Genomic DNA, 14,308 nt, shown 5'->3' with positions numbered 1-14,308 from the left:
CCTGAAACGAATGGGGGGTTGTACAAGGGCCGGGAAAAACTCGCACGAGTGACAACAGGTGGCAACGGGTGACGCGTACGTGACGGTGTGCATCCCGCATGGTGGACGCGGCCAGGCTTGCGTACGTGTTGTATCTATGATGTGCGCATGTCCTCGACCGTCACCGCGAACCGTGCCACCGAAAAGCCCCCGCCCGCCGCCGTCCGCGTCTACGACCATGTGAAGCGCGGCGTGCTCGAACGCCGTTATGAGGGCGGGACGTTGCTCACCGAAGGCGAGCTCGCCGAGGCCGTCGGGGTGTCCCGCACACCGGTGCGCGAGGCGCTGCTCAAGCTGGAGGTCGAGGGGCTGCTGCGGCTCTACCCGAAGAAGGGCGCCCTCGTGCTGCCCGTCTCGGCGCAGGAGATCGCGGACGTCGTGGAGACCCGGCTGCTCGTCGAGGAGCACGCGGTGCGCAAGGCCGTACCCGCGCAGCCGTGGCTCATCGAGCGGCTCGAGGAACTTCTGGAGACCCAGCGCACACAGGCCGCCGCCGGCGAGTTCGTGGACGCCGCCGCCACCGACCGCTGCTTCCACGCGGAGATCGTCCGCAGCGGGGGCAACGCGATCCTCTCCCGGCTCTACGACCAGCTGCGCGACCGCCAGCTGAGGATGGGCGTCGCCGTGATGCACTCCCACCCGGACCGCATCGCCAAGACCCTCGCCGAGCACGGCGAACTCCTCGACGCGCTGCGCTCCGGGGACGCCGAGGGGGCGGTCGACGTGGTGCGGCGGCACGTGGGCTGGTTCCAGAGCCTGGCGCGGGGTGACGTGCGATGAGTACCGCCTCCTCCTCGGGGTCAGCGGGGTCAGCGGGCTCCGCCGCCCTGTCCCTGCCCGGTGACCCGCCCGGCGGCCGCCGGGCGATCGCCGTGTGGTCCATCGGCGTCGCCGTCTACTTCGTCGCCGTGATCTTCCGTACGTCGCTGGGCGTGGCGGGGCTCGACGCCGTCGAGCGGTTCCACATCAACGCGTCCGCCCTGTCCACCTTCTCGATCCTCCAGCTGCTCGTGTACGCGGGCATGCAGATACCCGTCGGCCTGCTGGTCGACCGGCTCGGCACGAAGAAGGTGCTGACGTTCGGCGTGGTCCTGTTCACCATCGGACAGCTGGGCTTCGCGTTCTCGTCGTCGTACGGGATGGCGCTCGCCTCGCGCGCGCTGCTCGGCTGCGGCGACGCCATGACCTTCATCAGCGTGCTGCGGCTCGGCACCCGCTGGTTCCCCGCGCGGCGCGGGCCGATGGTCGCGCAGCTCGCCGGGCTCGCCGGCATGGCGGGCAACCTGATCTCCACGCTGGTCATCGCGCGCCTGCTGCACGGCGTCGGCTGGGAGGCCGCGTTCGCGGGCAGCTCGCTCGCGGGTGTCCTGGTCCTGGTGCTGATGCTGCTCTTCCTCAAGGACCACCCCGAGGGGTTCGAGCCGGCGCCGATGCCGGTCACGCACAAGGGCGCCGCGTATGTGCGCGGGCAGATCGCGGCGGCCTGGCGGGAGCCGGGGACGCGGCTCGGGCTGTGGGTGCACTTCACGACGCAGTTCCCGGCGATGGTGTTCCTGCTGCTGTGGGGGCTGCCGTTCCTCGTCGAGGCGCAGGGGCTCTCGCGCGGGACCGCGGGCGAACTGCTGACGCTCGTGGTGCTGGCCAACATGGTGGTGGGGCTCGTCTACGGGCAGATCGTGGCGCGGCACCACACGGCGCGGCTGCCGTTGGCGCTCGGGACGGTCGGGGCGACGGCGCTGCTGTGGGCGGCGCCGATCGTCTGGCCGGGGCAGGCGCCCATGTGGCTGCTCGTGGTGATGTGCGTGGTGCTGGGGGCGTGCGGGCCCGCGTCGATGATCGGGTTCGACTTCGCGCGCCCGGCGAATCCGCCGGAGCGGCAGGGGACCGGCTCCGGGATCGTCAACATGGGCGGGTTCGTGGCCTCGATGACGACGCTGCTGGCGGTGGGCGTGCTGCTCGACGCCACCGGGGACAACTACCGGGTGGCCTTCTCTGCGGTGTACGTCCTGCAGGCGGTCGGGGTCAGTCAGATCCTGCGGCTGCGCAGGCGGGCGGCTCGCGCCGAGCGGGAGCGGCTCGTCGCTTCCCGGGTCGCTTCGGTGCACGTGCCCGCTTGAGCGGGCGGGTACCGCGTGGTGGTGGCGGCCCCCTGGATGCGTGCCCGGCGCTGGGGGCCGCCTTGCCCACCCGTGCCGGACTTCAGAGGCGGCCGAGCGGAGGCGGGGGCTGCCTACGGCGTGATGCGCAGCGCCGCGACGATCGCCGTGGCCAGGTCGGTGTCGCCCTCTGATTTGATGCGGTCCGCGACCGCTTCCGGGGTGACGCGGCCGCAGGACAGCCGCACGTAGGTCTCCCAGTCCATCGCGAGCGTCGCCGCCGGGCCGAGCGAGGGGGCGCCGTCGATCGTGCCCTTGCCGTCGGCGTCGACGCGGACCGTGCGCAGGAACTCGACGGGGCCGTGCACGTCGAAGACGACCGCCGAGTTCGCCGGGGCACCCGCGTCCTTCGCGACGATCTTGGGCAGGGCCTCGAGGAGCAGATCGCGCGTGACGTACGCGCCCGGCGAGTCGAGGTTGCCGGGACGGCCGAGGGCCCAGCGCAGGTCCTGCTCGTGTGCCCAGATGTCGAACGCCCGCCTGCGCATGGCGAATTCGAGGGTCTCCTCGACGGCCCGCGGACCGCGCACCTTGGCCCCGGGCTCCCGGCTCTCGTTGCGCAGCTGACGCGAGCGGCGGATGACCGTGTACTCCAGCTCGGAGACCATCTCCGGCGCCGTGTGGTGGCGGCGGACGTCGACCTGCACCTCGTGGTAGCGCTGCGTCTCGGTCTGTACGTGGTACAGATCGCGCGGCAGCGTGTGGATGGGGCGCGGGTCGCCGAGCATCTCGCAGTCCTGCCCGATGACGTGGGAGACGATGTCGCGCACCGACCAGCCGGGGCAGGGTGTCGCGCGGCTCCACTCACCCTCCACGAGTGGCGTCACCAGCTCGGATATCGCTTCCACGGAGTGGGTCCAGGCGTCGGCGTAGGACTGAAGGCTGGGGTGGAGACTCACGGAAAGGGACCCCTCGAGCGGTGTGTTACACGGGCGTGGACTAGGCGGCGGGCGCGAGCACTGGGTGTCTTGGAACGTTAAGTTACGCTGCCCCGAGGCACCCCTGCAGTGCTTTCGTGTGACGATCGTAGGCCCGTGTTGACGGCTCGAATGCCAGGACGGTGGTAGTGTGCGCGCCTCCCTCATCCAGATCGCGGTAAACGACGACAAAGCCGCCGAATCGGTCAACGCGCGTCGGGAGCGCGTCAGTTCGCTGGTGCGTGATCAAGCCGGATCCGCCGATCTCGTCGTGCTGCCCGAATTGTGGACGACCGGCGCCTTCGCGTACGAGCTGTTCGCGGACGAGGCCGAGCCGCTGGAGGGGCCGACCTTCCAGGCGATGGCCAAGGCGGCGGGCGACGCGGGCGTGTGGCTGCACGCCGGGTCGATTCCGGAGAGGGACCCCGAGGGCCCCCTCTACAACACCTCGCTCGTCTTCTCCCCCGACGGTGAACTCGCCGCCGCCTACCGCAAGATCCACCGGTTCGGCTTCGACAAGGGCGAGGCCGTGCTGATGAGCGCGGGCGAGGAGCTGGTGACCGTAAGGCTGCCGGAGACGACGCTCGGCGTCAGCACCTGCTACGACCTGCGCTTCCCCGAGCTGTACCGCGGCCTCGTCGACCGGGGCGCCGAGACCCTCGTCGTCTCCGCCGGCTGGCCCGAGCGGCGCCGCTCCCACTGGACGCTGCTCGCGCAGGCGCGCGCCGTGGAGAACCAGGCGTACGTGCTGGCCTGCGGGAGCGCCGGGACGCACGCGGGTGTCCCCCAGGCCGGGCACAGCATCGTGGTCGACCCGTGGGGCGAGGTGCTCGCCGAGGCGGGGGCCGGTGAAGAGGTGCTGCGGGTGGAGTTCGACCCGGCGCGGGTCGGGGCGACCCGGGAGCAGTTCCCGGCGCTCAAGGACCGGTTGCTGGGCCTCGCCCCGCCGCAGCGGTAGCCGGAGGGCGGGGCGAGGACCGGCAACCTGGGCGTTGTCAGTCGGCGTCCCCCCGTTCCTTCTCCGCGAGGTGGATGACGCAGACCGCGACGGCGATGATCAGGGCCGGGTCGGCGTCCTCGCGGACCACGTTCACGCCGTAGGTGTCGCGCACGCGCAGCCAGCGGCGGGAGATCTCCGCGAGGAGTTCGCCCTCGTACTCGACGGCGAACTCGCGGTCCAGGATGCGGCCGCTGACGTCGAGTTCGGTGCCGTCGATCAGCTCCACCCGGTAGTGGTTGCGCAGCAGCGACAGGCGTTTGCGCTTGATCTTGGCGAGCTGTTCGTCGCCGCGCTCGATGACCATCGTGTCGCGCAGGGCGAACATCTTCTCGTGGATGTCGATGAGGACACGTCCGTCGGGCCCCTTGAGTTCGAAGGTGTCCCGCAGATGCATCGCCTTGCCGTCGACGAGGAACGCCTTGCGGCCGTTCTCGTCCTCGATCCAGTAGTCCTCGCCGATGGCGAAGAGCCGTTCTCGTACTTCGTAGCGCATACGTCGATGAGTGCCCGGAAGCCGCCGCCCGGACGCTCCTGGGGGCCGGGCGGGTGAAAACGGCGCGAAGTCGGTGCGCCTGCGCGCTGCCGGGTGAGTGGATGCGGAGAAACCGTCACCCACTGTGCCCGGAGGTTACGCCCCGTGCGACACCGTTCCCGCCGACTCCTCGCCGCCGCGCTCGCGGCCCTGCCTCTGCTGCTCGTACCGTCCGCGGCCGCGTCCGCCACGGACCCGGGGCCGCGCTATCGGGAGTACGCCGCGCTCGGCGACTCCTGGAGCGCGGACGTCACGCCGACCGGCATCCGCACCGACCAGGCGCCCAGCGGCTGCGCGCAGTCCGCGTGGAACTATCCGCGCCAGGTCGCCGCGGCCCTGAAGGTGCCGTCGTTCAAGGACGCCACGTGCGGCGCCGCGACCTCCGGCAACGTCCGGGCCGCGCAGGACGTGTCCTACGTGTCGGGCCGGCTCGACGGGGTCAACAAGCCGCAGATCAGCCGGGTCTCGAAGAAGACCGACCTGGTCACGTTCGGGTTCGGCGGCAATGACGTCGGGCTCGCGCGCGCGGCCGGCGGCTGCTTCAACCTGCTGCCGTCCATCAAGCTGCTGCCCGGCCTGCCCGCGCCGCTGGGCGGGGAGTGCCGGTCGGGCTGGGTGAAGGCCGACGGGACCGACCTGATGTCGCAGCGCATCGCGCAGGCCGAACCGAAGATCGTCCAGGCGGTCAGGGATGTGCGGGCGGCCGCCGCGCCGGGCGCGACCGTGCTCGTCGTCGACTATCTCGCCGGGGTGCCCACCGACCGCGGCTGCTACCCCTACGTGCAGGCCCACGACGGCGATCTGATGTGGCTGGGCGCGAAGCTCAAGGAGCTGGACGCGATGCTCCGCTCGGCGGCGAAGAAGGCGGGTGCCGGGTACGTCGACACGTACCGCGGCAGCGTCGGGCACGACGTGTGCCAGAAGCCGGGAACCAAGTGGGTCGAGGGCTTCATCCCGCTCTCCACCGACCCGCCGGGGCTCGCCGTGCCCCTGCACCCGAACAAGCTCGGCGCCACTCACCAGGCACGGAGCGTCCTCAACGTCCTGCGGAAATAGATCAGTTAGCCGATGTGTGCAACCGCCAACGGTATTCGTGGGTCTTGTGTGGTGGACGTGACCTTACGACCGAAGGAACTGCTCATGTCGAGCGCACGACGCCACTCTGTCCGCAGTAGCCGGCTCACCGCCCCGCTGATCGCCGCCACCCTGATCGCGGGCGGTGCCGCCGCCCTGTCCCTCGCACCGGGCGCATCGGCCGCACCCGTGGGCAAGGCGGCCAAGGCCGACGACTTCAACGGCGACGGATACGCCGACCTCGTCGCGGGCGCGCCCGGCGGCACCATCTCCGGCAAGGCCCAGGCGGGCTACGTCGCCGTGACCTACGGCTCGGCGAACGGCCTGAGCCCGTCCGACAAGAAGCTGATCAGCCGCTCCACCACCGGCGTGCCCGGCTCGGCCGTCGCCAAGGAGAAGTTCGGCACCTACGTCACCAAGGGCGACCTCGACGGGGACGGCTACAGCGACCTCGTCATAGGCAGCGACAAGGCGACGACCGGCGCGGTCATCCTGTGGGGCTCGGCCTCCGGCCTGACCGGCGGCACGAACATCGCCACGTACGGCCAGTCCCCGCAGATCGGCGACTTCGACGGCGACGGCAAGGCCGACCTGGCCCTCCTCGGCGGCCTGAGCAGCTACGGCGACGACCCCGAGGCCCAGAAGGCCGCGCTGTGGAAGGGCCCGATCTCGCGCGCGGGCGCCCCCACCAAGACCCTGGACTTCATGGACAAGTCCACCTGGTACGGGTACGGCGCGGATGACGCGACCTGCGTCGACGACGAGTACGGCTGTGTCGACGGCCCGTCCTCGACGACCGGCCCGGTGATCTCCAAGGCGGTCGGCGACGTCAACGGCGACGGCCGCGACGACATGGCCCTGCGCTCCTACAACGGCGACGGCATGTGGAACAACACCGTCCTGTACGGCAGCGCCACGGGCTTCACGCGGGGCGTGGCGGACGACACCCAGGGCGAGCTGGCCCTCGGTGACGTGAACGGCGACGGCAAGGCCGACCTCGTCATCGGCTCCGACCCCGCGGAGTCCGACATCGGCGAGACGAACCAGAAGGTCAGCATCACGTTCGGCACGGCGGACGGCCTCGTGGGCGCCAAGAAGCAGACCTTCGACCAGAGCCTGCCCGGCTTCTACGGCGCCCAGGAGGACGGCGACCGCCTCGGCTCCTGCGTCTCCGTCGCCGACGTCACCGGCGACGGCAAGGCGGAGGTCGCCCTCGGCATCTCCGGCGAGGACTTCGGCGGCAAGACGGACGCGGGCTCGTTCGCGCTGCTGCAGGGCACCGCGGACGGCGTGACCGGCACCGGTTCCCAGGTCTTCAACCAGAACTCGGCGGACGTCCCCGGCGTCGCCGAGGCGGGCGACCAGTTCGGCGCCGGCTGCCAGCTCCTCGACGTCAACGGTGACGGCCACCGCGACCTCGCCGTCTCCTCGACCGAGGAGAACGCGCAGGAAGGCGCTGTCTGGTCCTTCCCGGGCACCGCGACCGGCGTGACCGCGACCGGCTCGATCGCCTTCAACCCGACCGACCTGGCCGCCCCGGCGACCAAGGCGCTCCTCGGCAACCCGCTCCGCTAGTACGGACCGGGGGTTCCCTCCGCCGCCGAGTCCGTCCGACGACGCACCCGGCGGCGATCCCCACGCTCCACCCCCACATCCCCGAGCGGCCGCGAGCCGACGGGATGCCCGAACTTCCTGCGGTACGCCGACGGGCTCAGCCCCGTCACCCGCTTCAGGTGCGCCCGTAGATTCGCCGCGCTGCCCAGGCCGCTCCGCCCGGCCACCACGTCGAGCCGGTCCTCGCCGCGCTCGATGAGCCGGCAGGCCAGCGCGACCCTCTCGCCGAGCAGCCAGGCCAGCGGCGTCGTGCCCAGCTCGGCGCGGAAGCGGCGGTGCAGCGTGGCCGGGCTGACGGCGGCGCGGGCGGCCAGGTCCGGTACGGCGAGGGGCTCCCCGAGCCGCTCCTGCGCCCAGGCGAGGACCGGCGCCAGCGAGGCGTCCGGCACGTCGGGGACGGGCCGCTCGATGAACTGCCGCTGCCCGCCGTCGCGATGGGCCGCGAAGACCAGGCGCCGCGAGACCGAGTTGGCGACCTCGGCGCCGTGGTCACGGCGTACGAGATGCAGGCCCAGGTCGAGGGCGGAGGCACTGCCCGCCGCGGTCAGCACATCGCCGCCGTCCACGAACAGCACGTCCGGTTCGAGCAGCACCTTCGGGTGCAGCGCGCGGAACTCGTCGGCCCAGCGCCAGTGCGTGGTGGCGCGGCGCCCGTCGAGCAGCCCCGCCTCGGCGAGCGCGAACGCGCCGGTGCAGAAACTGGCGATCCGGGCACCCCGTGCGTGCGCGCGCCGGACGGCGGCGAGCACCGGCTCCGTGCGCGGCACCACATTGTCCGGGCGGCCCGGCACGATCAGGGTGTCGGCGGCGTCGACCGCGTCGAGCCCGGCGGCCGTGCTCAGCGTGAAGAAGCCGTGGTTCATCCGGATGCCCGGCGCCGGGGCGCACAGCGTCAGCTCGTACAGGGGCATGGTCCTGCCCAGCTCGGGCCGTGGCAGCCCGAACAGTTCGGTGGCGACGCCGACTTCGAAGGGGTTGACGCCCTCGTCGACGAGTACGACGACGTGGTGCGGGCGGCCTGGGCGCTGCGAGGATCCTTGCGGCATATGCGATTCCTAGCACTCGTACCCGGCGCCGGACAGGCCCAGGATGACGGGCATGGAACCCACGAACGTGCCCCTGCCGGTGTCCCTGCCCGAGGTCCTGGCCACCTTCGACGACCTGTGGAGCCCGCGCATCGTCACCACGGTCAACGACTACGACGTCCGCCTCGCCAAGGTGGAGGGGGAGCACGTCTGGCACGTCCACGAGGACACCGACGAGTTCTTCCTCGTCGTCGCGGGGGAGCTGACGATCGGGCTGCGCGAGCTGGCGGGCGAGCGCGCGGTCGTGCTGCCGCGGGGCTCCGTCCTCACGGTCCCCCGCGGCACCTGGCACAAGCCCTCCGCGACCCCCGGCACGGCGATCCTCCTCCTGGAGCCGACCGGCACGCCCACGACGGGCGACGACCACGACCCGGTACCGGACCACGTGGACTCGACCGTGGGGCACGCGTGGCACCCTTGAAATATGAACGACTTCGTGCCCGCAGCGGCCCGCCGTGCCCGTGTCCGTGCTCCCGAACTGGTCGGGAAGGGCGGTTGGCTGAATACGGGGGGCAAGGACTACGGCCTCGCCGACCTGCGCGGGCGCATTGTCATTCTCGATTTCTGGACATTCTGCTGTGTGAACTGCCTGCACGTTCTCGACGAGCTGCGTGAGCTGGAGGAGCGGCACCGGGACACCGTCGTGATCATCGGTGTGCACTCGCCGAAGTTCGTGCACGAGGCCGAGCACGGGGCGGTCGTCGACGCCGTCGAGCGGTACGGGGTGGCGCACCCGGTGCTCGACGACCCCGAGCTCGCGACCTGGAAGCAGTACGCGGTGCGGGCCTGGCCGACGCTCGTCGTGATCGACCCCGAGGGGTACGTCGTCGCGCAGCACGCCGGTGAGGGGCACGCGCACGCCATCGCGAAGCTGGTGGAGGAGCTGGAGGCCGAGCACGGGGCGAAGGGCACGCTGCACCGCGGCGAGGGCCCGTACGTCGCGCCCGAGCCGGTCGCCACCGATCTGCGTTTCCCCGGCAAGGCGCTGCTGCTGCCGTCCGGGAACTTCCTGGTCAGCGACACCACCAGGCATCAGCTCGTGGAGCTGGCGGCCGACGGGGAGAGCGTCGTGCGGCGGATCGGGAGCGGGGAGCGCGGTTTCGGGCCCGAGGCGTTCAGCGAGCCGCAGGGTCTCGCGCTGCTCGACGAGAACACCGTGGTCGTCGCCGACACCGTGAACCACGCGCTGCGCGCCGTGGACCTGGCGAGCGGGGCGGTCAGCACGCTCGCCGGTACCGGCAGGCAGTGGTGGCAGGGGACGCCGACCAGCGGCCCGGCCCTGGAGGTCGACCTGTCATCGCCGTGGGACGTGGCCGTCTTCGGCGGCAAGGTGTGGATCGCCATGGCCGGCGTGCACCAGCTGTGGACGTACGACCCGCAGGCGAGGACGGTCGAGGTCGCGGCGGGGACCACGAACGAGGGGCTGGTCGACGGGCCCGGCGCGGATGCCTGGTTCGCGCAGCCCTCGGGGCTCGCCGCCACCGAGGAGCGGCTGTGGGTCGCCGACTCGGAGACCAGTTCGCTGCGGTACGTCGACACCGACGGGAATGTGCACACGGCTGTCGGGACCGGGCTCTTCGACTTCGGGCACCGGGACGGTGCTGCCGAACAGGCGCTGTTCCAGCACCCGTTGGGGGTGACCGCGCTGCCGGACGGTTCGGTCGCGGTCTCCGACACCTACAACCACGCCCTGCGCCGCTTCGACCCGGCGACCGGCCAGGTCACCACGCTGGCAACGGACTTGCGCGAGCCCAGCGATGCCGTACTGGCCGGGGAGTCCGGGGAGATCGTCGTCGTGGAGTCCGCGCGGCACCGGCTGACCCGGCTGCGGCTGCCCGAGGAGGCCGTGCGCGTCGAGTCGGTCGCCCATCGCACGCAGCGTGCGGCGACCGAAGTGGCGGGCGGCAGGCTGGAGTTGGACGTCATCTTCCAGGCGCCGGCCGGACAGAAGCTCGACATCCGGTACGGGCCCTCGACCCGGCTCCTGGTCTCCGCGACGCCGCCCGAGCTGCTCGCGTCCGGTGACGGCGCGGGCACCGACCTGGCCCGCGAGCTGGTCCTGGACCCCCGGGTCACCGAGGGTGTCCTGCATGTGTCGGCGATGGCCGCGTCCTGCGACGACGACCCGGCCAACGAGTACCCGGCGTGCCATGTGCACCAGCAGGACTGGGGTGTGCCGGTCCGTGTCGCCGAGGGCGGGGCGGTCCGGCTGCCGCTGGTGCTCGCCGGGATGGACGAACAGCAGGCCTGAGACATCGTGGACGCCGGCCTGACGCGCCATCAGTAGTCGTACGGCTTCTGGAGGTTCCAGGAGAGCACCTCGATGCCGTCGGCCGACTTGCCCGCGTACTCGACCTCGCCGGGCGTCTCCAGGGTGACGGACTCGCCGGAGGCGTCGGAGTCGTTCATCACCAGGGACAGCCGCAGCGACTTGAAGTAGCTGTCCTCGGCCTTGACCGTCTGGTAGACGGGGAGCGCGGAGTAGACCGTGCCGCCGGGCTGCACGAGCACCGGCTGCGCGGGCTGCTCGTCGTCCTTGGCCAGGGGGACGTCGCCGTTGGCCCCCTCCGGGGTGACGACCGGGTGCTGCTGCAGGGTGCAGGCGGTGCCGGAGTCGTTGGTCGCGATGATCAGCAGGTGGTCGCCCTGCTGCTCCGGGTTCTCGCGCTGGAGCGTGTAGCCGAGCGACGTCACCTTGCACTCGGGGGCCGACTTCGGGGCCGAGGTGCCGGTGGTGCTCTGGGCCGCGGTGTCGTTCTTCGTGGCGTCCGTCTTGGACGCGGTGCCGGCCTGCGCACCGGCGCCCGCCTTCGCGCCGTCGGACGTGGTGCCGCCGCCGCTGCTGCTCAGGTTCGCCTTCGACGCGGCGCCCTCGTTGCTGGTGCCGCTGCCGGAGCAGGCGGTCATCGAGAGGCCGGCCACCATGACGGCGGCGGCGAGGACGGTCGTACGGGCGATGGTGCGCTTCATGGCGTGCTCCACGGTTCCGGTGCGCCCGCCTGGTCCGGTGGGCTGCTGTGTGTCCTACCGTGCCCGCGGTGATCGCCGTCCGGTTACCGACGCGCTAGCGCCTCGTCGCCGCGCGCTAGCGCCCCGTCGCCGTCGGGCTGTCCGCCCGCTTGAGCTGCGCCTTCGCCCTCCGTATGCCTTCCTCGAAGCCGTGCCGCAGCGCGTCCTCGTGGGCCCGGCGCAGACAGGCGCGGGCCTCCTCGGTCCGGTCCAGGGCGAGCAGCGCTGCGCCGCGCGAGACGCGCAGCAGGGTCTGGCGCAGCGGGACGAGGCCTTCCGGACCGGCGCCGCGCAGGGCGAGTCCGCGCTCCGTGCAGGCGAGTACGGCGCGGTGGTCGTCGCGGGCGAGCAGGTGGCGGGCCCGGTGTTCCAGGGCGAGCAGTTCGGTCAGTACGTCGCCGGCGGTGCGGGCCAGTTCGGCGGCGCGCGTCATGTGGGCGAGGGGCTCGGGGCCGGTGGCCCCGTCGCGGTCCAGGGCGACGGCGAGGTTGACCAGCGCGGTGGCCTCGCCGGACGGGTCGCCCGCGCGGGCGGCGAGTGCCGGTGCCTGCTCCAGGTGTTCCAGGGCCTGTGCGAGGCGCCCTTCCTCGGTGAGGACCCAGCCGCACAGGGCGCGCAGCCGCGCCTCGGCGTCCGGTTCGCCGAGCCGTACGGCCGCGGCCAGGCCCTGTTCGAGCAGCGGCATCCAGTCGTCGCGTACGTATTCGACGATGGACGGCCACTGCAGTACGACGAGCCGCCAGGCCCGGTCGTCGAGGCCCGCGGCGTGTGCGGCAGCGGCGGCGGCGGTGAGGTTCTCGCGCTGTGCGGCGAGCCAGCCGAGCGCGCTCGTCCGGTCGGGCAGCGGCGGTCCGCCCAGGTCGGGCCGCGCGTCCGCGGGCGGCGTGCAGCAGGGCAGGTCGTCGGGTTCGGCGACGGCGGCCGCGTGCAGCGCGGTGCGGACGTAGTGGTCGAGGAGGCGGACCAGCGGTTCGCGGGCGGTGTCGGCGGGGTCCGTCCCCGTGTCGTCGCGGGCGAGGCCGCGCGCGTAGAGGCGTACCAGGTCGTGCATCCCGTACCGGCCGGGCGCCCGCTCCGTCACCAGGTGCGCGGCGGCGAGCCGGTCCAGGGCCGCGGCGGCGTCGGCGGGTGACGTCGCGGTGAGGGCGGCGGCCGCGTAACGGTCGAGGTCGGGGCCGGGCAGGTCGCCGAGCCGGCGGAAGAGCAGCCGGGCGTCGGCGGGCAGGGCGAGGAGGGTGAGCCGGAGCGCGGCGGCGACCCCGGTGTCGTCGAGGTCGAGGAGGGCCAGCCGGCGCTGTTCGTCGGCCAGTTCGTCGGCGAGTGAGGTCAGCGGCAGGTTCGGCCGGGCGTTGATCCGGGCCGCCACGACGCGCAGGGCGAGGGGGAGGCCCGCGCAGAGTTCGGCGAGCCGGGCCGCGGCGGCCGGTTCGGCGGCGAGGCGGTCCTCGGCCCCGGTGGCGGCGGCGAGCAGCGCGGCGGCGGCGGCGCCGTCGAGGACGCCGAGGTCGATGGTGCGGGCGAGTTCGCTGACCGCGAGGCCGTCGAGCCGCAGCCGGGAGGTGACGAGGGCGACGCTGCCGGGGCCTGCCGGGAGCAGGGGGCGTACCTGGGCCGCGGAGCGGGCGTTGTCGAGGACGACGAGCGGGCGCAGGCGCTCGGTGCGCTTGCGGTAGGCGGCGGCCAGCGCGCCGGGCGTCTCCGGGAGTTCGCGTCCGGGAACACCGAGTGCGATCAGGAACTCGCGGAGCACGTCGGTGGTCTCCGGGTCGGCGTCCCCCGTCGCCTCGTCGCTGAAGCCGTGCAGATCGACGAAGAGGACACCGTCGTAGTGCTCGCGTGCGGTGTGCGCCCAGTGCACGGCGGCCGCGCTCTTGCCGGCCCCGGCGGGTCCGGTGATGACGACGACGGCCTGCTCGCGGTGGGCGGCGGCGCCGATCGCGGCCAGCTCCGAGTCCCGGCCGACGAAGCCGCGCGGCGGCCGCGGCAGCAGATCGGGCCCGGCCGCGGCGTCGGCCACGGGCGCCGGTGCGGCGGTGGCCGTCGGTTCGACGACGGCGGCCGCCGGTTCCGGTGCGGCAGCGGGGGCCGGTGCGGAGGTCGGGGCGGCGGCCGGCTGGGCCTCGTCGCCCGCCAGGATCTCCGCGTACGCGTCGCGCAGCGCGGAGCCGGGGTCGACGCCGAGTTCTTCGGCGAGCAGCGCCCGGGTGCGGTGGTACTGCTCGATGGCGTCGGACTGGCGGCCGGAGCGGTACAGCGCCCGCATCAGCGCCGCGGCCAGCGTCTCCCGCATCGGGTGGGCGACGACCTCCGCGTGCAGCAGCGACGCGGCGCGGGCGTGCTCGCCGAACTCCCCGTAGGTGTTCGCCAGTTGCTCGACGGCCGAGAGCCTCGACTCCTCCAGGCCGTCGGCCGCGACCCGCAGCGGGCCGTCGGTGGCGATGCCGACGAGCGCGGGCCCCTGCCACAGGGCGAGCGCCTCGCGCAGCAGGGCCGCGGCGTCGTCGGGGGTGCGCTGCACGCGGGCATGCCGCACGAGTTCCTCGAAGCGGTACGCGTCGAGGAGCGACTCGGGCATCTCCAGGACGTACGCGTCGCCGTGGGTCACGAGCTGGACGCCCCACATGTCGGCGCCGCCCTGCGCGAGCAGCGCGCGCAGCCGCGACACATGGCCCTGCGCCACGGTCCTGGCCCGGGCGGGCGGACCCTCCGGCCACAGCGCGTCGATCAACTGGTCCAGCGGCATGGCGGTGTTGGGCCGCAGCAGCAGCGCCGCGAGCAGGCCGCGCCGCTTGGCGGGACCGAGCGGCAGCTCACCGCTCCCCGTGTCCACGGCGACCGTGCCGAGCAGCCGGAACTCCACGAAAGTGCCCCCCACATACCCC

At 72.8% G+C, this 14,308-nt stretch carries 12 protein-coding genes; 7 read left to right on the top strand and 5 right to left on the bottom strand.

Annotated elements, in window-relative coordinates; genetic code table 11:
- Positions 1–147 precede the first annotated feature (147 nt).
- Together AB0J02_RS06575 and AB0J02_RS06570 are read left to right on the top strand one after the other, a co-directional pair.
- Positions 148–819, top strand: a complete 672-nt coding sequence (locus AB0J02_RS06575; protein ID WP_363192456.1) for a GntR family transcriptional regulator — start codon at positions 148–150, stop codon at positions 817–819.
- A complete protein-coding gene (locus AB0J02_RS06570) occupies positions 816–2,156 on the top strand; it encodes an MFS transporter (RefSeq protein ID WP_363192455.1) in 1,341 nt (446 codons plus the stop codon). Before AB0J02_RS06575 ends, AB0J02_RS06570 begins: the two co-directional genes overlap by 4 nt.
- A 113-nt stretch (positions 2,157–2,269) precedes the next feature.
- On the opposite strand, the gene AB0J02_RS06565 is transcribed toward AB0J02_RS06570, so the two are convergent.
- Positions 2,270–3,094: a maleylpyruvate isomerase family mycothiol-dependent enzyme gene (locus AB0J02_RS06565; RefSeq protein WP_363192454.1), complete on the bottom strand. Its 825-nt coding sequence runs from the start codon at positions 3,092–3,094 to the stop codon at positions 2,270–2,272.
- A gap of 169 nt (positions 3,095–3,263) precedes the next feature.
- Here AB0J02_RS06565 and AB0J02_RS06560 point away from each other — a divergent pair, with 169 nt between their 5' ends.
- On the top strand, positions 3,264–4,070 hold the full coding sequence (locus AB0J02_RS06560) for a carbon-nitrogen family hydrolase (RefSeq protein ID WP_363192453.1): 807 nt from the start codon (positions 3,264–3,266) through the stop codon (positions 4,068–4,070).
- Positions 4,071–4,107: 37 nt separating this feature from the next.
- Here the strand turns inward: AB0J02_RS06560 and AB0J02_RS06555 are convergent, their stop codons facing one another.
- Positions 4,108–4,605, bottom strand: a complete 498-nt coding sequence (locus AB0J02_RS06555; RefSeq protein WP_363192452.1) for an LURP-one-related family protein — start codon at positions 4,603–4,605, stop codon at positions 4,108–4,110.
- Between the two features lie 144 nt (positions 4,606–4,749).
- Here AB0J02_RS06555 and AB0J02_RS06550 point away from each other — a divergent pair, with 144 nt between their 5' ends.
- Positions 4,750–5,700: an SGNH/GDSL hydrolase family protein gene (locus AB0J02_RS06550; RefSeq protein ID WP_363192451.1), complete on the top strand. Its 951-nt coding sequence runs from the start codon at positions 4,750–4,752 to the stop codon at positions 5,698–5,700.
- Between the two features lie 84 nt (positions 5,701–5,784).
- Positions 5,785–7,293, top strand: coding sequence for an FG-GAP-like repeat-containing protein (locus AB0J02_RS06545; protein ID WP_363192450.1), 1,509 nt, complete (start codon positions 5,785–5,787; stop codon positions 7,291–7,293).
- Here AB0J02_RS06545 and AB0J02_RS06540 read toward each other — a convergent pair.
- A complete protein-coding gene (locus AB0J02_RS06540) occupies positions 7,290–8,378 on the bottom strand; it encodes a helix-turn-helix domain-containing protein (protein WP_363192449.1) in 1,089 nt (362 codons plus the stop codon). The two genes, AB0J02_RS06545 and AB0J02_RS06540, sit on opposite strands and share 4 nt — an antisense overlap.
- Positions 8,379–8,430: 52 nt before the next feature.
- Between AB0J02_RS06540 and AB0J02_RS06535 the strand changes: the two genes are divergently transcribed.
- Positions 8,431–8,838 (top strand): cupin domain-containing protein, encoded by a 408-nt coding sequence (locus AB0J02_RS06535; protein WP_363192448.1) that lies wholly within the window; start codon positions 8,431–8,433, stop codon positions 8,836–8,838.
- 3 nt (positions 8,839–8,841) lie between these two features.
- The gene (locus AB0J02_RS06530) at positions 8,842–10,668 is read left to right on the top strand and encodes an NHL domain-containing thioredoxin family protein (RefSeq protein WP_363192447.1); all 1,827 of its coding nucleotides are present in this window, start codon (positions 8,842–8,844) and stop codon (positions 10,666–10,668) included.
- A 29-nt stretch (positions 10,669–10,697) separates the two neighbouring features.
- On the opposite strand, the gene AB0J02_RS06525 is transcribed toward AB0J02_RS06530, so the two are convergent.
- Both AB0J02_RS06525 and AB0J02_RS06520 read right to left on the bottom strand, forming a co-directional pair.
- Positions 10,698–11,387: a DUF4232 domain-containing protein gene (locus tag AB0J02_RS06525; protein WP_363192446.1), complete on the bottom strand. Its 690-nt coding sequence runs from the start codon at positions 11,385–11,387 to the stop codon at positions 10,698–10,700.
- A 115-nt stretch (positions 11,388–11,502) separates the two neighbouring features.
- Entirely contained in the window at positions 11,503–14,301 is a 2,799-nt protein-coding gene (locus AB0J02_RS06520) for a BTAD domain-containing putative transcriptional regulator (RefSeq protein WP_363192445.1), read from the bottom strand.
- Between the last annotated feature and the right edge of the window lie 7 nt (positions 14,302–14,308).

This window comes from Streptomyces sp. NPDC050264, assembly GCF_040655895.1.
In the GTDB taxonomy this organism is placed as follows: domain Bacteria; phylum Actinomycetota; class Actinomycetes; order Streptomycetales; family Streptomycetaceae; genus Streptomyces.
This window is presented reverse-complemented; position numbering and strand designations above follow the sequence as displayed.